This window comes from Kocuria palustris (assembly GCF_016907795.1).
GTDB classification, from domain to species: Bacteria; Actinomycetota; Actinomycetes; order Actinomycetales; family Micrococcaceae; genus Kocuria; species Kocuria palustris.
The window spans coordinates 2,815,243-2,839,296 of record NZ_JAFBCR010000001.1 but is presented as its reverse complement, the minus strand read 5'-3'; the positions used below and the strand labels follow the sequence as shown (position 1 = coordinate 2,839,296).

At 70.3% G+C, this 24,054-nt stretch carries 22 protein-coding genes; 5 read left to right on the top strand and 17 right to left on the bottom strand.

Annotation, left to right across the window (positions count from 1 at the left end; translation table 11 throughout):
• Positions 1-84 precede the first annotated feature (84 nt).
• Genes JOE55_RS12695 through ileS form a run of 3 tightly spaced genes read right to left on the bottom strand, consistent with a single transcriptional unit; the run spans position 85 to position 5,359 of the window.
• The gene (locus tag JOE55_RS12695; protein WP_024290642.1) at positions 85-534 is read right to left on the bottom strand and encodes a DUF4233 domain-containing protein; all 450 of its coding nucleotides are present in this window, start codon (positions 532-534) and stop codon (positions 85-87) included.
• A gap of 5 nt (positions 535-539) precedes the next feature.
• Positions 540-1,952, bottom strand: coding sequence for a bifunctional folylpolyglutamate synthase/dihydrofolate synthase (locus JOE55_RS12690; protein WP_204783308.1), 1,413 nt, complete (start codon positions 1,950-1,952; stop codon positions 540-542).
• A gap of 47 nt (positions 1,953-1,999) precedes the next feature.
• Complete coding sequence (ileS, locus tag JOE55_RS12685; RefSeq protein ID WP_204783107.1) at positions 2,000-5,359, bottom strand: isoleucine--tRNA ligase; 3,360 nt, start codon at positions 5,357-5,359, stop codon at positions 2,000-2,002.
• Between the two features lie 379 nt (positions 5,360-5,738).
• On the opposite strand from ileS, the gene purU reads away from it, so the two are divergent.
• On the top strand, positions 5,739-6,602 hold the full coding sequence (gene purU / locus JOE55_RS12680; protein ID WP_024290645.1) for a formyltetrahydrofolate deformylase: 864 nt from the start codon (positions 5,739-5,741) through the stop codon (positions 6,600-6,602).
• A 317-nt stretch (positions 6,603-6,919) separates the two neighbouring features.
• Positions 6,920-7,126 carry a hypothetical protein gene (locus JOE55_RS12675; protein WP_006214623.1) on the top strand — a complete coding sequence of 69 codons (207 nt, stop codon included), beginning with the start codon at positions 6,920-6,922 and terminating at the stop codon, positions 7,124-7,126.
• 33 nt (positions 7,127-7,159) lie between these two features.
• Here the strand turns inward: JOE55_RS12675 and JOE55_RS12670 are convergent, their stop codons facing one another.
• Positions 7,160-7,939, bottom strand: coding sequence for an SDR family oxidoreductase (locus JOE55_RS12670; protein WP_058871010.1), 780 nt, complete (start codon positions 7,937-7,939; stop codon positions 7,160-7,162).
• Between the two features lie 312 nt (positions 7,940-8,251).
• Between JOE55_RS12670 and JOE55_RS12665 the strand changes: the two genes are divergently transcribed.
• Positions 8,252-9,223: a hypothetical protein gene (locus JOE55_RS12665; RefSeq protein ID WP_204783106.1), complete on the top strand. Its 972-nt coding sequence runs from the start codon at positions 8,252-8,254 to the stop codon at positions 9,221-9,223.
• Positions 9,224-9,278: 55 nt separating this feature from the next.
• Here JOE55_RS12665 and JOE55_RS12660 read toward each other — a convergent pair whose 3' ends face one another.
• Positions 9,279-9,638, bottom strand: coding sequence for a DUF488 domain-containing protein (locus tag JOE55_RS12660; protein WP_024290648.1), 360 nt, complete (start codon positions 9,636-9,638; stop codon positions 9,279-9,281).
• A gap of 110 nt (positions 9,639-9,748) precedes the next feature.
• On the opposite strand from JOE55_RS12660, the gene JOE55_RS12655 reads away from it, so the two are divergent.
• Positions 9,749-10,597 (top strand): DUF1648 domain-containing protein, encoded by an 849-nt coding sequence (locus tag JOE55_RS12655; protein ID WP_204783105.1) that lies wholly within the window; start codon positions 9,749-9,751, stop codon positions 10,595-10,597.
• Positions 10,598-10,723: 126 nt separating this feature from the next.
• Here the strand turns inward: JOE55_RS12655 and JOE55_RS12650 are convergent, their stop codons facing one another.
• The 12 genes from JOE55_RS12650 to JOE55_RS12595 form a co-directional block, all read right to left on the bottom strand.
• Entirely contained in the window at positions 10,724-11,476 is a 753-nt protein-coding gene (locus JOE55_RS12650) for an ABC transporter ATP-binding protein (protein WP_204783104.1), read from the bottom strand.
• Positions 11,473-12,489, bottom strand: a complete 1,017-nt coding sequence (locus JOE55_RS12645) for an ABC transporter substrate-binding protein (RefSeq protein ID WP_204783103.1) — start codon at positions 12,487-12,489, stop codon at positions 11,473-11,475. Before JOE55_RS12645 ends, JOE55_RS12650 begins: the two co-directional genes overlap by 4 nt.
• Before the next feature lie 10 nt (positions 12,490-12,499).
• A complete protein-coding gene (locus JOE55_RS12640) occupies positions 12,500-13,600 on the bottom strand; it encodes an iron chelate uptake ABC transporter family permease subunit (protein WP_204783102.1) in 1,101 nt (366 codons plus the stop codon).
• Between the two features lie 78 nt (positions 13,601-13,678).
• Positions 13,679-14,506 (bottom strand): class I SAM-dependent methyltransferase, encoded by an 828-nt coding sequence (locus JOE55_RS12635; RefSeq protein WP_204783101.1) that lies wholly within the window; start codon positions 14,504-14,506, stop codon positions 13,679-13,681.
• Between the two features lie 155 nt (positions 14,507-14,661).
• Positions 14,662-15,597, bottom strand: a complete 936-nt coding sequence (locus JOE55_RS12630; RefSeq protein WP_204783100.1) for an urea transporter — start codon at positions 15,595-15,597, stop codon at positions 14,662-14,664.
• Positions 15,598-15,654: 57 nt separating this feature from the next.
• Positions 15,655-16,551 carry an urease accessory protein UreD gene (locus JOE55_RS12625; RefSeq protein ID WP_204783099.1) on the bottom strand — a complete coding sequence of 299 codons (897 nt, stop codon included), beginning with the start codon at positions 16,549-16,551 and terminating at the stop codon, positions 15,655-15,657.
• Positions 16,544-17,155 (bottom strand): urease accessory protein UreG, encoded by a 612-nt coding sequence (gene ureG, locus JOE55_RS12620; protein WP_204783098.1) that lies wholly within the window; start codon positions 17,153-17,155, stop codon positions 16,544-16,546. Before ureG ends, JOE55_RS12625 begins: the two co-directional genes overlap by 8 nt.
• Before the next feature lie 65 nt (positions 17,156-17,220).
• Entirely contained in the window at positions 17,221-17,931 is a 711-nt protein-coding gene (locus tag JOE55_RS12615) for an urease accessory protein UreF (protein WP_053447244.1), read from the bottom strand.
• The gene (ureE, locus tag JOE55_RS12610) at positions 17,932-18,423 is read right to left on the bottom strand and encodes an urease accessory protein UreE (protein ID WP_024290658.1); all 492 of its coding nucleotides are present in this window, start codon (positions 18,421-18,423) and stop codon (positions 17,932-17,934) included. It abuts the gene before it with no gap.
• Positions 18,424-18,501: 78 nt separating this feature from the next.
• On the bottom strand, positions 18,502-20,217 hold the full coding sequence (gene ureC / locus JOE55_RS12605) for an urease subunit alpha (protein ID WP_006215158.1): 1,716 nt from the start codon (positions 20,215-20,217) through the stop codon (positions 18,502-18,504).
• A gap of 21 nt (positions 20,218-20,238) precedes the next feature.
• Positions 20,239-20,676, bottom strand: a complete 438-nt coding sequence (locus JOE55_RS12600) for an urease subunit beta (RefSeq protein WP_024290660.1) — start codon at positions 20,674-20,676, stop codon at positions 20,239-20,241.
• An 11-nt stretch (positions 20,677-20,687) separates the two neighbouring features.
• Positions 20,688-20,990 carry an urease subunit gamma gene (locus tag JOE55_RS12595; RefSeq protein ID WP_053447242.1) on the bottom strand — a complete coding sequence of 101 codons (303 nt, stop codon included), beginning with the start codon at positions 20,988-20,990 and terminating at the stop codon, positions 20,688-20,690.
• Positions 20,991-21,323: 333 nt separating this feature from the next.
• On the opposite strand from JOE55_RS12595, the gene valS reads away from it, so the two are divergent.
• A complete protein-coding gene (gene valS, locus JOE55_RS12590) occupies positions 21,324-23,978 on the top strand; it encodes a valine--tRNA ligase (RefSeq protein WP_204783097.1) in 2,655 nt (884 codons plus the stop codon).
• Positions 23,979-24,054 lie beyond the last annotated feature (76 nt).

Here is a 24,054-nt window from a genome sequence, read left to right as displayed (position 1 = left end):
CGTCCAATCCCGCTCCCCGGACGAGACGGCGAGGGCGGCGACCGCGTGATGCGGTCGCCGCCCTCGCCGTCGCTGCGGAGCCTGTCAGCCCAGCCCGTGGCGCCGATCCCACTCGAGCTCGGCCTCGTAGCGCTGCCGCTTCTCGCGGTCCAGGCGCCGGCCGGTGCGCAGCGAGTACCACCAGCACAGCACGAACAGCACGCCCACCAGGAACATAGGCGGGAACACGAATCCGGTGGCCAGCATCACGAGCTGCAGGATCCAGCCGAAGGCCGGGCCCCACGGACGGCTCACGGTGCCGGAGCCGACCACGAAGACGATCCCCAGCACGGCGGCCCCGATCAGCACGGGCACGCGTCCGGGGTGTCCAGCGCCCCAGATCCCGAAGGCCGCCAGTCCGCCGAAGAACACCACGAAGGCCTCCATGAGCAGCGTGGTGGCCCCGAACATGACCATGACCGAGGACGGCTTCTTGCGCTGCCCCGGGCGCCACTGCTGCTGCTTGCGGCTGAGCCTGCGCTGCTTCTGCGCCACGGCTCTCACCTCCCCAGGATCTCGCGGGCCTCGCCCACGACGGTGATGGAGCCGGTGACCAGCACGGCCGACTCGCCCTTGCCCTCGGAATCCGAGGCCGATTCCGAGCGTGCGGCCGACAGGGCCTCCTCGATGGCCTCGCCGATGCTCGACGAGATGCGCACGGCGGCCTCGTCGAAGCCCAGGGCGATCGCGGCCTCCGCGAGCTGCTCGGGATCCACGGCCCGCGGCGAGGACGAGCGGGTGAACCACCACTGGGTTCGGGCGTGGTCGTAGCCGTCGTGCAGGGCCCGCAGGACGCCGTCGACGTCCTTCTCGGCGAGCACCCCCACCACGGCGTAGAGCCGCTCGGGGTGGAAGGCCTCCACGAGCCCCTCGGCGCTGGCCCGGACCCCGTGCGGGTTGTGGGCGGCGTCCAGGATCACCGGCGGCGACGGCTGCATCAGCTCGAGCCGCCCGGGCGAGGTCACGGCGGCGAAGGCGTCGCGCACGACCTCGAGATCCAGGGCGCGCTCCCCGCCGCCCACGAAGGCCTCGACGGCGGCGACGGCCACCGAGGCGTTCTGCGCCTGATGCGCGCCGAGCAGCGGCAGCAGCAGCTCCTCGTACTCGGCGGCCAAGCCGCGGATGGACAGCTGCTGCCCGCCGACGCCCGGGGTGCGCTCGGTGACGCCGAACTCGACGCCCTCGAAGCGGAACGGGATCCCGAGCTCCTGCGCGCGCTCGAGCAGGATGTCGGCGACCTCCGGGACCTGGGCCGCCGAGATCAGGAAGCCCTCGGGCTTGAGGATCCCGGCCTTCTCGTGGGCGATGTCCTCCACCGTGTCGCCCAGCAGCTCGGTGTGATCCAGGTCGATCGGCGTGATGACCGAGACGGCGGCATCGGCCACGTTGGTGGCATCCCACTGCCCGCCCAGCCCCACCTCGAGCACGACGATGTCCACGGGGGCGTCGGCGAAGATCGCGAAGCCCAGCACGGTCAGCAGCTCGAAGTACGTCAGCCTCTGCTTGCCCTCGGCCTCCAGGCCGGAGTCCACGACCGAGATCAGCGGGGCGATCTCGGCGAAGACCCGCACGAAGGTCTCCTCGGTCACCGGGGAGCCGTCCAGGCAGATGCGCTCGGTCACCGACTCCAGGTGCGGCGACGTGTAGCGGCCCACCCGCAGATCCTGGGACAGCAGCAGCGCCTCGATCATGCGCGCCGTGGAGGTCTTGCCGTTCGTGCCCGTGATGTGGATGACCGGGGCGGCCCGGTGCGGATCGCCCAGCAGCTCGACGGCCTGCTCGACCGCCTCCATCCGCGGTTCCATGGCAGATTCCGGGGCCCGCGCCAGCAGCTGCCGGTACACGTCCTCGACGGAGCCCACCGACGGCGAGGCCCACACCGAGTCGTCCTGGCTCAGCGCCGAGGCGCCCAGATCGGCGGTCTGCGCGGCGGAGGTGTCCTTCTCGGGAGGATCGATGCTCACAGCGCGCCCTCCGATCCGGCCGAGGCCACCACGGCGACCGTGATGCCCGACTGCTTCGGGTCCGGGGTCTCGAGCAGCTCGAGCTCGACCGACAGCGTCTCCCCGGAGACGAGCTCGCGGTTGTCCTGCACGGCCGCGACGACCTCGGCGGTGTCCGTGATCGTGGTGCGGATGCGGTCGGAGACCTGCAGCCCGGCGTCCTTGCGGGCCTGCTGCACGGCGCGGACCATGTCGCGGGCCACGCCCTCGGCCTGCAGCTGCGGGGTCAGGGCGGTGTCGAGCACCAGGAACCCGCCGCCGGGCAGGACGGTCACGGCGGTCTCGGCCGCCGCGTCCTCTCCCACCACGGTCTGCAGCTCGTACTCGCCCTCGGCCAGCTCGACGCCGCCGGCGGTCACGGTGCCGTCCTCGGCAGTGGACCAGTCCCCCGCCTTGGCCGCCTTGATCACGGCCTGCACGCCCTTGCCCAGGCGCGGGCCCGCCGCGCGGGCGTTGACCTTGAGCTGCTGGGAGATGCCGTAGTCCGCGGGGCTCGTGCTGGCGGTGTCGCGCAGCTCGACCGACTTGAGGTTCAGCTCATCGGCCACGATGGACTCGAACGTGCCGGCCAGCGCCTGGCCGTCCGGGACGACCACTGTCATGCCGGCCAGCGGCTGGCGCACGCGCAGGCTGTGCGCCTTGCGCAGCGACGAGCCCGCCGAGCACACCGCACGCGTGGTCTCCATGAGCTGGACCAGGCGCTCGTCCTCGGCGGAGCGGGGGAACCGATCGGCGTCGGGCCAGTCCGTCAGGTGCACGGAGCGCCCGCCGGTCAGCCCGCGCCAGATCTCCTCGCTGACCAGCGGCAGCAGCGGGGCCGCCATGCGCACGGTCGTCTCGAGCACGGTCCACAGGACGTCGAAGGCCTCGCGGTCCTCCTCGAAGAACCGATCGCGGCTGCGGCGCACGTACCAGTTGGTCACCAGCTCCATGTGAGCGCGCAGCGCCTCGGCCGCGGCCCAGACGTCGTAGGCCTGCAGGTGGCGCTCGACCTCCCGCACGGCGGCGCCGGTGCGGGCCAGGACGTAGCGGTCCATCACGTGATCGGAGCTGTACCGGGGCTGGGCGTCGTAGCCGGCCCCGCCGTCGGCGGCGTTCGTGTAGAGGCTGAAGAAGTTCCAGGTGCTCCACAGCGGCAGCAGCACCTGGCGGGCGGCCTCGCGGATGCCCTCCTCGGTGACGATCAGGTTGCCACCGCGCAGGATCGGACTCGACATCAGGAACCAGCGCATGGCGTCGGCGCCGTCGCGGTCCAGGACCTCGTAGACATCCGGGTAGTTGCGCAGGGACTTGGACATCTTCTGCCCGTCCGAGCCCAGCACGATGCCGTGGGAGATCACATTGCGGAAGGCGGGGCGGTCGAACAGCGCCGTGGCCAGGATGTGCAGCGTGTAGAACCAGCCGCGGGTCTGCCCGATGTACTCGACGATGAAGTCGCCCGGGTTGTGGGTCTCGAACCACTCCCGGTTCTGCATCGGGTAGTGCACCTGGGCATAGGGCATCGACCCGGAGTCGAACCACACGTCGAGGACCTCGGGCACCCGGCGCATGGTGGCCTCCGGGTGATCCGGGTTGGGGCGCGTCAGCTCGTCGATCCAGGGCCGGTGCAGGTCCACCTCGCCCTCGGCATTGCGCGGCAGACGGCCGAAGTCCGCCTCGAGCTCGGCCAGCGAGCCGTAGACGTCGCGGCGCGGGTGGGCCGGATCATCCGACTCCCACACCGGGATGGGCGAGCCCCAGTAGCGGTTGCGCGAGATCGACCAGTCCCGGGCGTTCTCGAGCCACTTGCCGAACTGCCCGTCCTTCACATTGCCCGGGATCCAGTTGATGTCCTGGTTGAGCTCGACCATGCGCTGCTTGAAGCGCGTGACCTCCACGAACCAGGAGTCCACCGCGCGGTAGATCAGGGGGTTGCGGCAGCGCCAGCAGTGCGGATAGGAGTGCGCGTAGGACTGCTGCTTCACCAGCAGCCCGCGCTCGCGCAGATCGCGGATGATCGTGCGCGAGACCTCGGAGTCGAACACGTTGCGATCGGCGATCGGGCCCAGCGGGGTGCCCGGCAGCACGGAGCCGTCGGCGAACCAGCCGAAGAAGGCACCGGACTCGTCGACGGAGAGCACCACGGGGATGCCGTGGGCGGCGCACGCGATCTGGTCGTCCTCGCCGTAGGCCGGGGCCTGGTGGACGATGCCCGTGCCGTCGGTCGTGGTGACGTAGTCGGCCACGATGATCTGCCACGAGTTCTCGAGCGACTGCCCCGGGGCCAGCGCCACGGCCGTGCCCGGCAGGCCGCGCAGGTAGTCCCACAGCGGCTCGTAGCGCAGGCCCTTGAGCTGCGCGCCCTGCAGCGTGCGCTCGACGGCGGCCGCGGCCTCCTCGGCGGACTCGAAGCCCAGTGCCTCGGCGTGGGCGCCCAGCAGGTCCTGGGCCAGCAGGAAGCGGCGGCCCTCGAGCTCGCCGCGCCCCGGCACCAGGACGTAGGAGATCTGCGGGCCGACCGCGAGCGCCTGGTTCGTGGGCAGGGTCCAGGGCGTGGTCGTCCAGGCCAGGGCCTCGGCGCCGGCGAGCTGAGCGGCCAGCTCGAGGTCGCCGGCGGTCTCGTCCTGGACCTCGCCGGTCAGGCGGAAGGCCACGGTGACCGTCTGGTCGGTGCGCTCCTGGTAGACGTCGTCGTCCATGCGCAGCTCGTGGTTGGACAGAGGGGTCTCGTCCTTCCAGCAGTACGGCAGGACGCGGTAGCCCTTGTAGACCAGACCCTTGTCGTCCAGGGCCTTGAAGGCGCCGATGACCGACTCCATGTAGTCGGGGTTCAGAGTCTTGTAGTCGTTGTCGAAGTCGACCCAGCGCGCCTGGCGGGTGACGTAGTCCTTCCACTCGGAGGCGTACGTCATCACGGAGGTGCGGCAGGCGTCGTTGAAGCGGTCGATGCCCATGGCCTCGATCTCGGCCTTGTCCGTCATGCCGAGCTGCTTCATGGCCTCGAGCTCCGCGGGCAGGCCGTGGGTGTCCCAGCCGAAGCGGCGCTCCACGCGACGGCCCTGCTGCGTCTGGAAGCGGGCCACGAGGTCCTTGACGTAGCCGGTGAGCAGGTGGCCGTAGTGCGGCAGGCCGTTGGCGAACGGGGGGCCGTCGTAGAAGACGAACTCGTTGGAGCCGTTCTCGCCGGCCGGGCGCTGGTCGATGCTGGCCTGGAAGGTGCCGTCCTGCTTCCAGTACTCGAGCACCCGCTCCTCGATCTGCGGGAAGCGCGGAGAGGCGGGGACGCCGCGGGTCTCGCCGGTGCTCGCCTTGGGATACAGGGGATGCTGTGCGCTCATGTGGTCCGTCCTGGTCGTGCGTCGTCCTCGTTCCCGCGGACCATGCTCCGCGGGACCCTGCTGCAAGGACGCCGTGGCCGTGCGTGACGGCCGTCTTCGACGCGGTACCACCTCGCTTGCCCGCCGCCCCCGTGTCCGGGAGCAGGCGAGCCGCTCGATTCCTGAGGCTGTGTCGGGCCCGACCCGTTCGGCTCTACTGAGGGCGCGGGCCCCGTTCTTCCGAAGAGCTCCCCGGTGATGGCCGGATCTCTGCTCACGTTCTGCCTTCGATCATAGGCCACGGCCCACACCTGCGGCACGTCGGGATGGCCGCGCCGTGCGGGCGCCTGTGGGACGATATCCCTTCGTTCCCCCGCCTCTCGTCCCTCGAGGAAGTGCCGTGCTCCAGCGCATCGTCCGCGTCTCCTGCCCCGACCGCACCGGACTGGTCTCCATCATCACGACCGCCTTCGCGGACCGGGGTCTGAACATCAACCAGCTGGATCAGTTCACGAACGACGGCTCGTTCTTCGTGCGCGCGGTCATCGAGGCACCCTCCGGGCTCTTCGCCTCGCCCGCGGCCGAGGACGACGAGTTCCGGCGCCTGGGCGAGCGGCTCACCGCCTCGCTCGACGACGCCGAAGTGGAGATCCGCCCGCACCCGGCACAGCAGCGCATCGTGGTGCTGGCCTCCCGGACGGATCACTGCCTCAACGAGATGATCCGCAGGGCCCAGGACGGGCAGCTCGGCGGGTCGATCGTGAAGGTCGTGGCCAATCACGACGTCCACCGTCAGCTGTGCGAGTTCCACGGCATCCCGTTCGTCGTGGTGCCGCACGAGGGGCTGTCCAAGCAGGAGCACGAGGCGGCGGTGCTCGAGGCGATCGGCGAAGACGTCGACCTGATCGTGCTGGCGCGCTACATGCGCATCCTCTCGGACGAGTTCCTGCAGAAGGCCCCCACCCCGATCATCAACATCCACCACTCGTTCCTGCCGTCGTTCATCGGCGCGAATCCGTATCAGCGCGCCCACGACCGCGGCGTGAAGATGATCGGGGCCACCGCGCACTACGTCACCGCGGATCTCGACGAGGGTCCGATCATCGAGCAGGACGTGACCCGCGTGCACCACGGGCACTCCAAGGACGACCTGGTGCAGGCCGGAGCCGATGTGGAGCGCACCGTGCTGCACCGGGCCGTCCAGGCGCACTGCGAGGGGCGGATCTTCCTCAACGGCGACCGCACGGTGGTCTTCGGGTCCTGAAGCTCCTGCTGTGACAGGGCTCTCGCCCAGCCGCGCCCCAGGTGTGACCCAGATCAACGACCCGGCACACAGTGACCGGATCGTTATCGGTTTTCCCCTCGAATCGGCTCGCGGCCCTCGTGCGGGTCGCTACGTTGTCTCGTGGTCCGTCGCCGGATGCTGTCCTCGACACGCATCCGGGCCCGGCAGACCCGCTGCAGCGGAGGGAGCCGCAGCCGACCGACAGGTGCCGCAGGCGGCGGCACCGCGCCCCGGGGGCGACGATCGCAGGGAGTGATCGTCCGAGGGTCGCAGACAGCAGTGCAGGAGGTGCCCGCATGACCGATGCTCTCAACGGCCGAGCTCTGCTCAGCGCAGTGCTCGCCTTCCTGCTGGTGCTCAGCGTCCTGGCCGGCGTGGGCGCCTATGCCTCCAACGTCCACAGCGCCTGCGACGGCACCGACGCCGGCTCCTTCCTCTCCCAGGTCCAGGCCTTCCACTCGGACGACGGCTGCGAGGTCACCGGCACCGCCTACACCCGCTGAAGGGCTCCTCCGCCTACACCCGCTGAAGGCTCCTCAGCTGCTCCGGATCATCTTGTGCGGGGCGGCCTGGGCCACCGGCTTCACGGTGATCGTGTCCAGGTCCACGTGGTGCGGCAGGTTCACCGAGAAGGCGCAGACCTCGGCCACGTCCTCGGCCGTCAGCGGCTTGTCCACCCCCGCGTAGACCTTGTCCGCGGCCGCCTGATCCCCGCCCAGGCGCATCAGCGAGAACTCCTCGGTGTGCACCAGACCCGGGGCCACCTCGATCACCCGCAGGTTGTTCTCGGCCTCCTCAAGGCGCAGCGCCTCGGTCATGGCGCGCTCGGCGAACTTGGCGGCGTTGTAGCCGGAGCCGCCCTCGTAGGCCCGCCAGCCGGCGATCGAGGTCAGGTTGAGCACAGTGCCCTCGCCGTTGTCGCGCAGCGCCGGCAGGAAGGCGCGGATCAGGCGCATGGTGCCCATGACGTTGACGTCGTACATGAACTGCCAGTCCTCGTCCTTGGCATCCGCGACCCGGTCGGTGCCGCGCGCGCCGCCGGAGATGTTCAGCAGTGCGTCCAGGGCGCCCTGCTCGCTCAGCACGCGATCGCGCAGGGCATCGACCTGCTCCTGCACGGTGAGATCGGTCGCCGCCGCGATCACCCCGGTCTGCTGAGCCAGCGCTTCCAGGCGCTCGGCGCGCCGCGCCACGGCGTAGACGATCCAGCCGTCGGCGCGCAGGCGTCGTGCGGTGGCCTCGCCGATCCCGGTCGAGGCCCCGGTGACCACGGCGACCATCTGGCGTCCGGCGGCGTTCGTCTTCATTGCGTCCATGTCCTGCGCTCCTTCGTTGCTGTGCGTCGACGGGCCCGACCTGCACCGCCCGTCCTGTCTGTCCCTGACGCTACCGACGCCCTGCCCGAACATCCACGCCCACCGAGTCCCACTCTCCCCTCCCCTCCCCGCCGAGTGGATGCTCAGTTGCGCTGTTCGCCCCAACAGCGCAACTGGGCATCCACTCGGCGGGGAGGGGGCGGGAGGGCAGCGGCTCCACAGGGCTGCCCTGCACAGGCCGGCCCCCACGCGCACTGCACAGAGTCCGATCCCGGCCCCACGACGGCGGCGCGCTGCGGCACCGTTGCGGCCATGGGAAAACCGCCTCATGTCGTGCCGGAGTCGCTGTCCCAGCACGCCTTCACCACCGCTCAGGCGGCCGTCGCCGGTCTCAGCCCCGCTCAGCTGACACGAGGGCCCTATGTGCGGGTCTCTCGCGGGGTCTGGCAGGCCGGCCAGCGCGATGCGGTAGCCGACCATGTCCGGGAGCTGCGCCGCCTGCTGCCTGCCATGCTCCAGGCCCAGCCCGGGGCGGCGGCCAGTCACGTGACGGCTGCGGCGCTGCTCGGTCTGCGGGTGCCGAACCGGCTGCGCATGGCCTGGCCGATTCACCTGGTCTCCCCCGATCCCAAACTGCTCATGCGATCTCCCGGGATCATCGCCCACCGCCTGCTGCCCCGGCTGACTCCGCTGATCGAGTTCGAGGGCGTCGTCGTCACCTCCCCTGCGCGGACCGCAGTGGATCTGGCCGGTGCCGCTCAGGGCCGCTGGCCGCTGCTCGACGACGACGCCCTGGTCGCCGTGCTCGACGGCATCATCTGCACCCACACCACCGGCATCCGGAAGGATCTGCCGGCACTGAGGTCTCGAGAGCAGCTCGAGCGAGAACTGCGCGAGCTGCCGGGAGTGCGCGGAGTCGCTCGGATCAAGCGCGCCCTGCAGCGCACGGCGGCGGCCGTCGACTCCGCGCTGGAGACCGAGGCGCGCCTGTGCCTCGAGCGCTTCGGGGAGACCCGCTGGGTCACCGATCTGGAGGTGAGCGCGCCGAACGGATCCTGCTTCTGGCCCGATCTGGCCGATGACGAGGATCGGCTGAGCCTGCAGGCCGAGGGGCCGCATCATGCCCGCGGGGATCAGCTGCGCAAGGACATCCTGCGGCGTCGGCTCACCGAGGCGGCAGGGTGGCAGGAGCTGCGGGTCACCGCAGAGGACCTTCGAGGCCACCGCCCGGCGCTGATCGACATGATCCGCCGCGCCCGCCGCCCCTCCCCCTTCGCCGAGTGATCACTGAGTTGCGCAGAGGGAGCGAACAGCGCAACCCAGGATCCACTCGGCGGTCTCAGAGGTGGTCGCGCAGCCAGTCGCGCAGGACGATCGCGTGGTTGTGCTCGTCGTCCTTGGCGCCGTAGAGCAGCGTGACCTGCTGGGGGCGCTCATCGCGCAGCTTGGCGGCGAGGTCATGGGCTGCGTCGTTGTCGTCGAGCTCTGCGCGATAGCGGTCGCCGAACTCCTGGAACTTCTTCGGGTCGTGGTCGAACCACTTGCGCAGGTCGGTGCTGGGGGCCACGTCCTTGGGATGGCCGTCGAGCTCGGCGTCGGCCTTGGACACCCCGCGCGGCCAGAGGCGGTCGACGAGCAGCCGGACGCCGTCGTCCGAGGATGGCTCGTCGCGGACCTTTTTGATCTCCACATGCGTCATGCACCGACCCTACGCGCCCCTCCCCTCCCGCCGAGTGGATACTCAGTTGCGCTATCGGGGCGAACAGCGCAACTGAGTATCCACTCGGCAGGGGGGGGGAGGATGGCGCGGTGAGCTCCGACCGATCCGCCGCCCTGCCAGCATCCCGGGACCGCCCCGCGGACTCCGACGGCCTGCCGAAGGGCGAGTGGGCGCGGACGGTCGAGGAGGGCGGCTACGAGCTGCACGTCGACGGCATGCCCTCGCCGCTGGTGCCCTCCGTGGTCATGGCCGCGGTGCTGGTCGCGACGCTGCTGCTGTGCGCCGCATGGTGGGACCGGATCCCCGAGCAGGTCGCCGCCCACACCGACGCCGACGGCCAGGTCACCCGCTGGGAGCCCAAGACCCTAGGCTCGGTGCTGGTCGGCCCGCTGCTGGGGGCCAGCGGCGTCCTGTTCGCCTCGGGCCTGACGACGCTGGTCACCGCAGTGGGCCGACCTCGTCCCCGGACCCCCTTCGCCGATGGACTGGGACCGCTGATCCGCATGGATGTGCAGAACCGCCGCCTCGCCGCCGCCGTGGCCTGGTCCCTGCTGCCGCTGGGCACCGCGATCTGCGCGACGAGCGTGGCCGGCTGGGCAGACGGCTCAGGGCAGATCCGCGGTACCTGGCTGCTGGGCGCCTCCATGCTGGCTCTGCCTCTGATCGCCGCCGCCTGCCTCCGCGGAAGCCGGGCTGACGTGCTGCGCGAGCTCGACGCACTCGAGATCCCCCTCGGCGAGCACTCGCGAGAGGACCTGCATCGATGGCGCATCCCGGGTCTGGTCGATGACCCCGAGCTTCCGCTGATGGTCCAGAACCAGCCGTCGAACTGGACGCTCAATGTGGCCCACCGGACGGGCAAGGTCCTGTGCTGGATCTTCCCCGTGGGCTGGCTGCTGCTGGGTCTGGCGCTGCTGGTCGGGCCCCTGATCGCCTGATCGAACCGGACTTTCCGCTGCCGTCGTTCCAGCCCCCCCGGCCGAGTGGATGCCCAGTTGCGCAGAAGGGCCGAATTGCGCAATTGAGTATCCACTCGGCGGGGTGGCAGGACGGGGCGGGGAGAGTCAGTCTCGGAGGCCGAAGGAGAGGTGGATGCCATCGTCGTCCCAGCGCCGCACGCCGATGCGGTAGACGGGCTCCAGGACCTCGGCGCGCAGCACCTCGTCCGGCGTCCCGCGGGCGGCGATCCGGCCGTGGTCCAGCAGCACCAGTTCATCGCAGTACTGCGCCGCCAGGTTCAGGTCGTGCAGCACCACGATCGACGTGCGGCGCAGCTGCCGCACCGTGGAGAGCACCTCGTGCTGGTAGCGGATGTCCAGGTGATTGGTGGGCTCGTCCAGCAGCAGGTGCTCCGTCTCCTGCGCCATGGCCCGGGCGATCATGACCCGCTGCTGCTCGCCGCCGGACATGGCCGACAGCGGCCGCTCGGCCTGGGCGAGAAGGCCCACCTGCTCCAGAGCGGACTCCGCGGCCGCATGATCGGCGGCCGCCGGACCGCCCAGCCCGCCGCGGGGCAGGCGCCCCAGCATGACCATCTCCGCCGCGCTGAGCTCGACCGCGGGCTCGTGCTCCTGGACGACCACCGCGATGCTGCGCGCGATATCCCTGGCATTCATCCCGGCCAGATCGCACCCGTCGACCATCACCCGCCCGGAAGCCGGCCGCAGGCGACCATGCAGAAGCCGCAGCAGCGTCGACTTGCCGCTGCCGTTGGGTCCGATCAGGCCCATGAGTCGCTCGGGCACCGACACCACGTCGATCCCGTCCACCGCGGGGCGCCGGCCGTAGGAGAAGGACAGCCCGGTCCCCGCGATCACTGCTGGAACTCCTCCACGATCCGCTCCAGACCGTCCACTGCCTGCGGAGTGGCCGGCTCCGTCATGTTCATCGGCATGGCCAGGATCCGGTCCTCGACGACCGCGGAGATGCCGTCGGTGCCGGGGATGTCCGAGATCGAGTCCTCGACGGCCTGAGGGTCGCCCTCCGAGTAGAGGACGATCAGGACGTCGGGATCCCGCCCGGCCAGCTCCTCGGGAGTCACCTCGGCCACGCGCTCGTCGAGGTCTGCGAACACGTTCTCCAGACCCGCGGCCTCCAGCTGCGGCGCGGCCATGCTGTGGGCGCCGTAGGCATAGGTGGTGCCGCCGCCGACCGTGGGGTAGAGCACCGCGGCGGTCAGGGGGTCTTCCTGGTCCGAGGCGGATCCGTCGACCTGCTCCTCGACAGCCGCCACACGATCCTCGAGCTCGCCGATGTACTCTTCGGCCTCGTCCTCGCGGTCGAAGACCTTCCCGTACAGCCGCAGCTGGTCGTAGACGTCGTCGAACCCGGGATCCTCGATGCCCCCTGGGCACAGCGCCGGCTCCTCGAGCAGCGGGATCCCCACCGACGACAGCGCGGAGGCATCAAGGTTCTCCGCCTGTCCCATCACGACGTCCGGCTCCTGGGCCATCACGGCCTCCTGGGACACGCTCAGATGCCCGCTCGAGTCGACGTCGCCGCCCAGCGAAGGGATGGCCTCGACCTCCTCGCGGGTGGTCTCGTCGTAGGACTCCAGCGGATAGGCCCCGGCCTTGGCCTCGACCCGGTCGAGCACACCGAGCTCGTGCAGCCCCGGCACCGACGCGGACTTGAGCAGCACGATCCGCTCCGGCTCCTGCTCGAAGGTGACGTCCTCCCCGCAGCTGTTCACGGTGACCGGGTAGTGCCCGCCGCCTCCGTCGGACTCGGAGTCCTGGTCCTGGGAGCAGCTGCCGAGCAGAAGCGCGGCCGCCGGCAGCACGGCGGCTGCCGACAGGACGCGGGCGCGAGAACGGGACGACGAGTGCATGGAGCTCCGATCAGCGAGAGGAGGACCCGGCGCGCATGCGTCGGATGAGGATGAGGAGGAAGGGGGCGCCCAGCAGCGCGGTGATGATGCCGATGGGCAGCTCCTGCGGCTGCAGCGCGGTGCGTGCGGCCAGATCCGCCAGCGTCAGCAGCAGTGCCCCGAGCAGGGCCGCCACGGGAACGGCGGTCGTATGGGCCGCGCCGACCAGGCGCCGAGCCAGGTGGGGCATGATCAGCCCCACGAATCCGATGCTGCCTGAGGCCGCGACCAGCACGCCGATGCACAGCGAGACGAGCACCAGCAGCAGGGCCCGGGTGCGCTCCGGGGCCACGCCGAGCGAGTGAGCGGTGTCATCGCCCAGGGCCAGCGCGTCCAGGCGCCTCCCCTGCAGGCTCAGCACGGCCACGGTCGCCGAGGCGATCACGACGACCGCGGCCAGCGGCGTGCCCCACGAGGCCAGCGACAGCGAGCCCAGCAGCCAGAACATGACCGAGCGGGTGCCCTCGGCGCTGCCGCTGGCGAAGATCAGGAAGCTCGTCAGCGCGTTGAGCGCGTAGCCCACCGCGACCCCGGCCAGCAGGAGCCGCACCGAGGTCAGCCGGCCGCCGGAGCGGGCGGTGGCGTAGACGAGCACGGAGGCTCCCAGAGCGCCCAGGAAGGCCATGGCCTGCAGGGCGTGCTCCCCGCCGCCCAGGGTGAACCCGAAGAGGATCGAGGCCGCCGCGCCGCAGGAGGCTCCGGAGCTGATGCCGAGCAGCTGAGGATCGGCCAGCATGTTGCGCACCATCGCCTGCAGGGCCATGCCGCACACCGCCAGCCCTGCCCCCACGAAGGCCGCGAGCACCACGCGCGGGGCGCGGACCTGCCAGACGATCGCATCCTGCGTGGCGCTGGCACCGGGGCCTATCTCCACCCCCGTCAGATGCTCGACGAGCACACCCAGCACGCGCACGGGCCCGATGCTCACCGAGCCCACGCCGACCGCCAGCACGAGCGCAGCGCACAGCGCGGCCACCAGGGCGATGATCCACAGGACCGCGCGTCGGCGGCTGCGCGAGAGCACCCGCCCGATCCGCGAGCCCGCGACTGGCGGGCTCGTCTCCTGCGTCACGATGCGGCCCCTCCTTCGGCTTCAGAATCCTTCACTGTACTGACGATCCCGCAGCGCGCGATCCGCTGCCGTCCCACCTCAGGGCCGAGCCGTGATGAGGTGCTGGGGCACCAGATCGTGGCCCTGAACGACCCCTCGATCACGGTCCAGCTCCCACAGCTGCTCGAGCAGACGCACCCGCACGTCCCGGAAGCCCGCGGCGCGGATCCGCTCAGTGAGCTCCTCGACGCTGCGGGCCTCGGCCAGCGGCAGCACCGAGCGCACGGCAGTGTCGTAGTGCTCGCGAAACCCTGGAGTCGGGTTCGCGTCGATCCCCCGCGGGAACCACAGGCCGTCGACCGCGACGAGCAGCCCCGACGGTCGCAGCGCGCGCCGCCAGGCACGCAGGGCGTCATCGGGCGAGCGCAGGGTCCACAGCAGGTACCTGCTGACGAGGACGTCGAAGGAACCGGGCGCCACCGGAGGCTCGGCAGCATCTCCCAGGCCGAACTCCACCGCCAGGCCCAGCTCCGCAGCCCGGTCCCGGGCGATCCCGAGCATGGCCTCCGAGAGGTCGATCCCCGTGACGCGGTGGTCCAGCTGCGCCAGCTGCAGGGCCATGTAGCCGCTGCCGGTGCCCAGATCCAGCACGTCCTGGGGCTGAGCGGGCATCACCTGCTCAAGGATCCCCCGCCACGCGATCCGATCCGCCTCCACGCGTGCTTCGCGGTGCTGCTGGCGGTCGTACTCCCGCGCCCGCTGGTCCCAGTAGTCGGTGATCCGGCGCTGGACCTCGTGCCCGCTGTCTGGCCTGAATCGACGTCCGGGGGTGTGCTCGCAGGCCTCCGCACGGTGCGTGTCGAGCCTCTCTCCAGGGGCTGGTCGGTGCGGGTGCAGTTGCCCACCGATGGGCGTACGACCAGTCATCTCTGTCTCCTCGTCGGGCATCTCAGACGGCACGGCAGACCGTGAGCCCCTGTCCCTCGTCTCCCCCGCATCGAGTGGATGCCCCGTTGCGCTGTCGGGCTGAACAGCGCAACGGGATGTCCACTCGGACGATGGAGCGGAAGCGGCAGGGCGGCTCACGCGGGCGCACGTTCGCTGCTCGGCGACGCGTCCGATAACTGCCGCCGCTGCGGCGAGAGCAGCTCGTCTGCGATCAGCACGGCCCACATGGCCAGCAGGAACGGCCAGGTGTAGGTGGGGATGGGGGTGGGGTCCAGCACCCAGCGCAGCCCGACGGCTGCGGCCACGCCGATCGCCGCGCAGACCAGCCGGTGGACCAGGCCGCGTCCCGGGCAGAAGATCGCCCCCAGGGCGATCGCGACGAGCACCGCGCTGTAGCCGATCAGACCTGTGGACACCGGCACGATGTCGCCGGTGAGGACGAGACCGAGCACCAGAGCGAGAAGCGAGCCGAACAGCCCCCACAGCCCCACGCGCAGCGATCCCACCAGCAGCGCCGCGAGGATCACCAGCCCCGGGACCAGGCCGTCCGCGAGCACGACCTCGGCGAAGGGGTTCAGCATCCCGAGCAGCGATCCCTGCACGGCGCCGGCCGAGGTCGTCGTGATGCCAGGCTCGACGATCGGCTGCAGCACGCCGAAGAGCAGTCCCGCCACGAGGCAGAAGGGCGCGGTCGAGACCGGCAGTCCGAAGCGGCGCAGCGCGTCCGTCTCGAACAGGCCACGGAGGACCAGGTGGGCCGGGATGCAGGCCAGCGCGCCGACCACTGTCATGGCGATGGACAGCGCGGTCTCGTTGAGATGGATGGTCGACAGCGAGGCCGCTGCGCCGACCAGGGCGCCGTTGTAGCCCATGAGCCCGTCGCGGACGAGCTCTCGCTCTCCGATGACCCATGCGGCCAGCGTCTGGACGGCACAGCCGATCACCACGAGGACCGCGGTGCGGGGATTCGCCACGGCGATGCCGATCAGCAGCAGCGCTCCGGCGGGAGCGCTGCGCAGGAAGAAGATCTGGGAGATCCCGTACAGCACGGTGCGGACAGCGTTCATCATGTGAAGCCTCTCAGCATGGCGTCGGCAGGACGCAGCAGAAGGGTCGGGGCCCGGTCGTCACGGGCGCCGCAGGTCGAGCGGGGGCTGATCGCGCCAACGGGCCCGCAGCAGGTCGACGACCCCGCGGTGCAGCGCGGCGATCGCGCCCGTGGAATCAGCCAGGGAGCGGATCGCGACGCACCGCAGGCCGTCGGGATGGGGAAGGCCGCCGCGGGTGATCCCGGACAGCGTCGCCGAGTCCTCCACGGACGAGGCCAGCTGCTCGTACAGCTCGTCGTCCAGGCGCCGATCGGCGATCAGCAGCTGGCCCGTGTGGCTGCGGCCCTCCATCATTCCCGAGCCGGTGATGGCCTGGCCCGCGTCAGGGACCATGCGCAGCTGATCGACGACGAGCCGGCGCCGGTGCTCGTCGTCCTCGACCTGGACCTCTGTGCGCAGCCGCACCTCGTCGAAGCGGAACGGCTCGCCGTCCGGCGACCACCCCGGGGTGATGATCTCGGCCATGACCAGCGACGCGGTGGGGTGCATCCGCACGAGCGTTCGCTGGCGGTAGGAGCCCTCGCGATAGACGATCAGCTGGTCCGGCAGGTGCTCGAGCACCGCCCCGGGGCCCAGGCGGACCTCCATGTCCTGCCGCGCCGGGCCCTGCGGGGTCCGGTACACCTTCGTCGCCGACTGCGTGGTGGACAGCAGCGAGGCGTCCTGACCCACCTCGAGCTCGAGCTCGTAGCGGTCCGCACCGAAGTACGCCCCACCCGGGTTGATCACCGGGTAGCAGACCTGCCCGGTGCCATCCAGGTGCAGCGGCTTGAGGATCCGCAGCGCGCCGTCGTGGAACTGCCGGGCCGCGAAGGAGCGGCCGTCGCGCTGCTCGATCCGCAGCCGCAGCTGCCCGGTCGGCGGAGCGCTCGGCGACTGCTCGTCCTGCGAGGGGCCCGCAGCCTGCTCAGTCAAGGTCGAGCATCAGGACGTCGGAGCGGATCCAGCTCATGACGGAACCCAGGCCCTCGTCCGTCTTCAGGTTGGTGAACGCGAAGGGCTTGTCCTTGCGGAAGACCTTGGAATCGCCCTCCATGACCTCCAGGTCCGCGCCGACGTGCGGGGCGAGATCCGTCTTGTTGATCACGAACAGGTCCGACTTGATCATGCCCTGCCCCGCCTTGCGCGGGATCTTCTCGCCCTGGGCGACGTCGACGATGTAGATCGAGAAGTCCACCAGCTCGGGGCTGAACGTCGCCGAGAGGTTGTCTCCGCCGGACTCCACGAAGATGAGGCGCACGTCCGGCAGGCGCCGCTTGAGCTCCTCGATCGCGGCCTCGTTCATGGAGGTGTCCTCGCGGATCGCCGTGTGCGGGCAGCCGCCCGTCTCCAGGCCGATGATCCGCTCCTCCGGCAGCACCGACTCGCGCGCCAGGATCTTGGCGTCCTCGATGGTGTAGATGTCGTTCGTGATCGCGGCCATCGAGATCTCCTGGCTCATCGCACGCGTCAGGCGCTCGATCAGCTGGGTCTTCCCGGCGCCCACGGGGCCTCCGATGCCGATGATGACGGGGTCCATCGTTTCTCCTTCTGCAGTTGCTGTGTGTGCTTCGTGTCTTGTCGGCGCACCCGGCGCCGAGCGCATCAGCTCATGAAGAGCCGAGCGCGCTGACGCTCGTGGTGCATCTGCGCGATCTCCAGCCCCGGGGCGATCGCACCCAGGTCCTCGCGCTCCAGTCCCCGGGAGACCTCGACGGCCCGGCGGGTCCAGTCCTGCGCAGCGCGGATGATGCGCTGCCCGGCGCTCTGGCCCAGGGGGATGCCGCGCACCGCGTTCTGGGTCAGGGAAGTCGCCGTGGCCTGGACGTGGGCCGCCACGGCGGTGTCCTGCTCGATCCCCAGCTCGCGCGCGAGCACTCCCCAGACGACGGCCTGATGGCCCTGCATGCGCCCGGCCTGCACCTCCTCGGCGCAGCGGGTGGTCCACGGGCCCGGGTAGGACGCCGCGCCGATGCTCAGCAGGCGACGGCCCATGGTGATGCCGCCGTCGCGCACCTGCTGCGGCAGCGCCTGGACGGTCGCCAGCTCATCCAGGTCGACGACCTCCTCCACCTCGCGCGCGGTGTAGACCAGGCGGATGGCCAGAGCATCCGTGTAGGTCAGCTGCTGATCGGCGAACATCTGCAGCCACTCGGCGAAGCTGCCCTCGTCGTGGATCTGCCCGCGCTGCATGTAGGTCTCGAAGCCCAGCGACTGGCTGAACGCGCCTGTCGGCAGGGCCGAGTCCGTGAGCTGCATCAGGCTCAGCAGCGGATCCGGCCCGGAGGCCGCCGCGATGGTCGGTGTCGGCGTCATCTAGTGCGTGTGCTCCGCATGGCGGAAAGGCACGGGCATGACCCTCTCCTGACGATCGAACGGGATGCCGTGATGCACCAGGAAGTCCTCGACCGTGTGGTCGTAGCGCACCACCATGACCTCGGCGCCGTACGGGCTCTGCGCGTCGAAGAACTGCGCCGGCAGGTGCCGGTTGCCCAGGCTGTGCGCCGCGAAGGCCATCTCCACGATGCTGCGCGCCGCGATCACCAGGACGTCCGTGGGCAGCAGCGAGATCACCACGGCATTGCCGTCGGCCTCCTCGCCCTCGACGGCCAGGATGTCGCCGTCGCGCAGATCGGCGCTGCCGCGGGGCAGACGCAGCCCGATCTCCCGGTCGTGGTCGGTGCGCACTCGCTGGATGCGCTTGGACAGTTCCTCGTCCGCCAGGACCACTCGCTCGACGTGCCGCTGCCCCACCAGGGCGCGTCCGGCCTCGTCGTTCATGCTGCCGAGCAGCTCGGTCACGATCATCGTCGCGACTCCTCTCGTCGTCGGTCCTGCCCGCGGCGGACGCTGCGTCCGCCGCGGGCAGGGTGAACGGTCACGACCTCAGAAGAGGAAGTACCGCTGGGCCATGGGCAGCTCGGTCTGCGGCTCGCAGGTCACGACCTCGCCGTCCACGGAGACCTGGTACGTCTCCGGGTCCACGACCAGCTCGGGCGTCTGGCCGTTGAACTTCAGGTCGGCCTTGCGCAGGGTCCGGATGTCGGAGCAGGCGCGCACGATCTTGCGCAGCCCGAGCTGGCGCGGCACACCGCGCTCGATCGCCGACCTGGACAGGAAGGTGATCGAGGTGCCGGACACGGCGGCGCCGTAGGCTCCGAAGGCCTTGCGGTACCAGCGCGGCTGCGGCGTGGGGATCGATGCGTTCGGGTCGCCGACGATCCCGTGCACGATCGTTCCGCCCTTGAGGATCATGTCCGGCTTCACCCCGAAGAACTGCGGCTCCCACAGCACCAGATCCGCGAACTTCCCGACCTCGACGGAGCCGACCGATCCGCTGATCCCCTGCGCCAGCGCCGGGTTGATCGTGTACTTGGAGATGAACCTCTTGATCCGGTGGTTGTCGCCCGTGCTCCCCTCGTCCTCCGGCAGCTTGCCGCGCTGGCGCTTCATGGAATCGGCCACCTGCCAGGTGCGCAGCACGACCTCGCCCACGCGCCCCATGGCCTGGGAGTCGGAGGAGGTCATGGAGAAGATGCCCATGTCATGCAGCACGTCCTCCGCCGCGATCGTCTCCTTGCGGATGCGGGAGTCCGCGAACGAGACGTCCTCCGGGAGGTCCGCGCGCAGGTGGTGGCACACCATGAGCATGTCCAGGTGCTCCTCCACCGTATTGCGGGTGTAGGGCAGCGTGGGGTTGGTCGAGGCCGGCAGGATGTTCGGCTGCGAGGCGAGCTCGATGATGTCGGGAGCGTGCCCGCCGCCGGCGCCTTCGGTGTGGAAGGTGTGGATCACCCTGCCGGCGATCGCCGCCTTGGTGTCCTCCACGAACCCGGCCTCGTTGAGGGTGTCGGTGTGGATCGCGACCTGGACGTCGTACTCGTCGGCGACCTCCAGGGCCGTGTTGATCGACGACGGCGTGGCGCCCCAGTCCTCGTGGATCTTCAGCCCGATCGCACCGGCGCGGATCTGCTCCGCCATGGGCTGGATCGCGGAGCCGTGGCCCTTGCCGAGCAGCCCGAAGTTCATGGGGAAGTGCTCGAAGGAGCGCAGCATGCCGTGGATGTTCCACGCGCCGGGCGTGATCGTGGTGGCCTTGGTCGACTCCCCCGGGCCCGTCCCGCCGCCGATCATGGTCGTGATGCCGGAGACCAGCGCCGTCTCGATCTGATCCGGGCTGATGAAGTGCACGTGGGTGTCGATGCCGCCGGCCGTGAGGATCTTGCCCTCGCCCGCGATGATGTCCGTGGCCACGCCGATGATGATGTCGACGCCGTCCATGGTGTCGGGGTTGCCGGCCTTGCCGATCTTGAAGATGTGCCCGTCGCGCAGGGCCACGTCGGCCTTGTAGATGCCGGTCCAGTCGATGACCACCACGTTGGTGATCACGGTGTCCGGGATGCCGACGTCGCGGACCAGCTGCCCGTTCTGGCCCATGCCGTCGCGCACCACCTTGCCGCCGCCGAACACCGCTTCCTCGCCCGGCGTGGTCAGGTCCTGCTCGATCTGCGCGAACAGCTCGGTGTCCGCCAGTCGGATCGCATCCCCGGTCGTGGGCCCGTAGAGGCTCGTGTACTGCTCGCGGCTCAGCTCGAAGCTCATGTCGTCCTGGTCCTCTCGCGCTCAGCGCGTCTCATTGGAGTAGTCGGTCTCGGCGCGCTCGCGCAGCGGCTGCGGAGCGTCCCCGGCAGCATGGCGCCGGTTGCCCGAGTAGTCCTCGGACCTGATCTGGGAGACGTCCGCGGCCTCCTGGGGATCCAGGCGGCCGTCGACCAGGTCGCGGAACCCGTGGACCACGCGGTCGCCGCCCAGCGGGATCAGCTTCACGGTCGTCGAGTCGCCGGGCTCCAGCCGCACGGCGGTGCCGGCGGGGATGTCGAGGCGGCGCCCCAGGGCGGCCTCGCGATCGAAGTCGAGCGCCCGATTGGTCTCGGCGAAGTGGAAGTGCGAGCCGACCTGGACGGGCCGATCGCCCCTGTTGAGGACCTCGAGCTCGATGGCCTCCCGACCGGGATTGCACACGACGGGGTCGCTGGCGAGGACGTACTCTCCGGGCTGCATGACGGTCTCCTTCAGCGGATCGGGTCGTGGACGGTCACGAGCTTCGTGCCGTCGGGGAAGGTGGCTTCGACCTGGACGTCCGGGATCATCCCGGGGACGCCCTCCATGACGTCGTCCGCCGTGAGGATCGTGCTGCCCCAGCTCATCAGGTCGGTGACGGTGCGCCCGTCGCGGGCACCCTCGAGCAGCTCGTAGGTGATGATCGCGACGGCCTCGGGGTGGTTCAGCTTGAGACCGCGCGCCTGGCGGCGTCTGGCCAGATCGGCGGCGACGACGACCAGGAGCTTCTCCTGGTCCTTGGGCTGAAGGTGCATGAGCTTCCTCTGCTGGCTCGAGGGCCCGAGCCGACGACGTGCCATCGGATCGAGCCGTTCGGATCGATGCGTGTCGAAAGCCTTCTCGACATGCGGGGAACAGGTCTACTCCTCTTTTGTTGCCTTTGCGTAAAAGAATGGCTTCGACACTCCGACAGCCGCCTGGGTCTTCCCCGACGACCTCCTGCACACTCCCGCCGAGTGGAACCCCAGTTGCGCTGTTCGCTCCGATAGCGCAACTGGGGATCCATTCGCGCCAGGTGGGGATTCCTGTCAGGTGAGGGCAGACAGGAGCGCTGAGACGCAGGCGCGAGTCATGGGAGACTGGTCTCCATGGCTGACAACACTCAGGGCACAGACACGCCCACCACGATCACGGTCCCGGACAAGCCCGCCCTCGAGGGCCTCGAGGAGAAGTACTCGCAGCGCTGGCGCGAGCAGGGCACCTACGCCTTCCAGGAGGGCACCCCGCGCGAGCAGGTGTACTCGATCGACACCCCGCCGCCCACGGCCTCCGGCTCGCTGCACGTGGGCCACATGTTCTCCTACACGCAGACCGACGTCATCGCCCGCTACCAGCGCATGACCGGCAAGAACGTGTTCTACCCGCTGGGCTGGGACGACAACGGCCTGCCCACCGAGCGCCGCGTCCAGAACTACTACGGCGTGCGCTGCGATCCCTCCTACGCCTATGTGGAGGGATACCGCCCGCCGGAGAAGCCGGCCAAGAACCAGCGCGACTGGGATGTGGTCTCCCGGCAGAACTTCATCGAGCTGTGCGAGGAGCTGGCGGTCGAGGACGAGAAGGTCTTCGAGCACCTGTTCGCCACCCTGGGCCTGTCGGTCGACTGGACCCGGACCTACCGCACGATCGACGACCACTCGCGCCGCGTCTCGCAGCTGGCCTTCCTGAAGGACCTCCAGGCCGACAACGCCTACATGGCCGAGGCCCCCACCATGTGGGACGTCACCTTCCGCACGGCCGTGGCACAGGCGGAGATCGAGGACAAGGAGCGCGAGGGCGCCTACCACCGCGTGGCCTTCCACCGCCCGGACGGGCAGAAGGTCTTCATCGAGACCACCCGCCCCGAGCTGCTGCCGGCCTGCGTGGCCCTGGTGGCCCACCCCGACGACGAGCGCTACCAGGAGCTGTTCGGCACCACCGTGCGCTCGCCCCTGTTCGACGTCGAGGTCGAGGTCAAGGCGCATCACCTGGCCAAGCCGGACAAGGGCTCCGGCATCGCCATGATCTGCACGTTCGGCGATCTCACCGACGTCACCTGGTGGCGCGAGCTCGAGCTGCCCACCCGCGCCCTGATCGGGCGCGACGGCCGCTTCCTGGCCGAGCAGCCGTCGTGGATCGCCGACGGCGCCCCGGCTGAGCGCTACGCGAACGTGGCCGGCAAGACCGTGTTCTCCGCTCAGCAGGCTGTGGTGGAGATGCTCACGGAGTCCGGCGACCTCGAGGGCGAGCCGAAGAAGATCACCCACCCGGTGAACTTCTACGAGAAGGGCGACAAGCCCCTCGAGGTCGTGACCTCCCGGCAGTGGTACATCCGCAACGGCGGCCGCGACGCCTCTCGCCGCGAGAAGCTCATCGAGCGCGGCCGGGAGATCGAGTGGCATCCGTCGTTCATGCGCTCCCGGTACGAGAACTGGATCGAGGGGCTCAACGGCGACTGGCTGGTCTCCCGCCAGCGCTTCTTCGGCGTGCCGATCCCCGTCTGGTACCCGCTGGACGCCCAGGGCGAGCCGGTCTACGACTCCCCCGTGCTGCCCGACGAGGCCGCGCTGCCGGTCGATCCCGCCGCCCAGCCGGCCCCTGGGTACACCGAGGACCTGCGCGACGTCCCGGGCGGCTTCACCGGCGACCCGGACGTGCTCGACACCTGGGCGACCTCGTCGCTGACGCCGCAGATCGCCACGGGGTGGGAGACCGATCCGCAGTTGCACGCCTCCACGTTCCCCATGGACCTGCGTCCGCAGGGCCACGACATCATCCGCACCTGGCTCTTCTCGACCGCCGTGCGCGCCGAGACCCTGGCCGGCTCCGTGCCGTGGCGCCACACCGCGCTGTCGGGCTGGATCCTGGATCCGGACCGCAAGAAGATGTCCAAGTCCAAGGGCAACGTGGTCGTGCCGAACGAGGTCCTGGAGAAGTACGGCGCCGACGCCGTGCGCTACTGGGCGGCCTCCGCACGCCTGGGCGCGGACACCGCCTACGACGAGGGTCAGATGAAGATCGGCCGTCGCCTGGCGATCAAGCTGCTCAACGCCTCCAAGTTCGTGCTGAACCAGGGGGTCACGGAGGCCTCGGTGCTGGGCACCGGAGCCGCTTCCGCCGGTGCCGATCCGTCGGTGATCATCAACGGCCTGGATCGCGCCCTGCTGGCACGTCTGCGCGAGGTCGTGGAGCAGGCGTCGAAGGCCCTGGCCGGCTATGAGTACGCTCGGGCGCTGCAGCTCGTGGAGTCGTTCTTCTGGTCGTTCACCGACGACTACGTCGAGCTCGTGAAGGACCGGGCCTACGGCGCGCAGGGCCCCGAGCAGCAGGCCTCCGTGCATGCCGCCCTGGCCACCACCCTGGATGCGCTGCTGCGGCTGTTCGCCCCGTTCATCCCCTTCGCCACGGAGGAGGTCTGGTCGTGGTGGCGCGCAGGCTCCGTGCACCGCGCGCCGTGGCCGTCGGCCGAGTCCCTGGGCCAGGCCGATCAGGCCGATCCCGAGATCCTCACCGCCGTGGGCGTGGCACTGTCCGGGCTGCGCAAGTCCAAGTCCGAAGCCAAGGTCAAGCAGCGCACGGAGGTGCTGTCGGCGACCATCACGGCCCCAGCCGCCCAGGTCGAGCAGCTGCAGGCCGGGCTGAACGATCTGAAGGCCGCCGGCAACGCACGCGAGCTGACCGTCGTGGAGGGCGAGACGGGCGATGCCCTGCTGCTGGTCGGCGACGTCCGGCTGGCTCCCCCGGAGGAGACCGTGCAGGCCTGATCCGCTGGCACAGCACTACGGCCCCCGCACCGATCGGTGCGGGGGCCGTAGTGCTTGCTCGGCGCCTCATCGAGTT

Bases quoted from the DNA above. Each gene is read 5' to 3' on its own strand.
- ileS (WP_204783107.1), bottom strand. From the start codon at position 5,359: ATGAGCGCACAGCATCCCCTGTATCCCAAGGCGAGCACCGGCGAGACC.
- JOE55_RS12675 (WP_006214623.1), top strand. From the start codon at position 6,920: ATGACCGATGCTCTCAACGGCCGAGCTCTGCTCAGCGCAGTGCTCGCC.
- JOE55_RS12670 (WP_058871010.1), bottom strand. From the start codon at position 7,939: ATGGACGCAATGAAGACGAACGCCGCCGGACGCCAGATGGTCGCCGTG.
- JOE55_RS12665 (WP_204783106.1), top strand. From the start codon at position 8,252: ATGGGAAAACCGCCTCATGTCGTGCCGGAGTCGCTGTCCCAGCACGCC.
- JOE55_RS12660 (WP_024290648.1), bottom strand. From the start codon at position 9,638: ATGACGCATGTGGAGATCAAAAAGGTCCGCGACGAGCCATCCTCGGAC.
- JOE55_RS12645 (WP_204783103.1), bottom strand. From the start codon at position 12,489: ATGCACTCGTCGTCCCGTTCTCGCGCCCGCGTCCTGTCGGCAGCCGCC.
- JOE55_RS12635 (WP_204783101.1), bottom strand. From the start codon at position 14,506: ATGACTGGTCGTACGCCCATCGGTGGGCAACTGCACCCGCACCGACCA.
- JOE55_RS12630 (WP_204783100.1), bottom strand. From the start codon at position 15,597: ATGATGAACGCTGTCCGCACCGTGCTGTACGGGATCTCCCAGATCTTC.
- ureG (WP_204783098.1), bottom strand. From the start codon at position 17,155: ATGGACCCCGTCATCATCGGCATCGGAGGCCCCGTGGGCGCCGGGAAG.
- JOE55_RS12615 (WP_053447244.1), bottom strand. From the start codon at position 17,931: ATGACGCCGACACCGACCATCGCGGCGGCCTCCGGGCCGGATCCGCTG.
- ureE (WP_024290658.1), bottom strand. From the start codon at position 18,423: ATGATCGTGACCGAGCTGCTCGGCAGCATGAACGACGAGGCCGGACGC.
- ureC (WP_006215158.1), bottom strand. From the start codon at position 20,217: ATGAGCTTCGAGCTGAGCCGCGAGCAGTACACGAGCCTCTACGGGCCC.
- JOE55_RS12600 (WP_024290660.1), bottom strand. From the start codon at position 20,676: ATGCAGCCCGGAGAGTACGTCCTCGCCAGCGACCCCGTCGTGTGCAAT.
- JOE55_RS12595 (WP_053447242.1), bottom strand. From the start codon at position 20,990: ATGCACCTTCAGCCCAAGGACCAGGAGAAGCTCCTGGTCGTCGTCGCC.
- valS (WP_204783097.1), top strand. From the start codon at position 21,324: ATGGCTGACAACACTCAGGGCACAGACACGCCCACCACGATCACGGTC.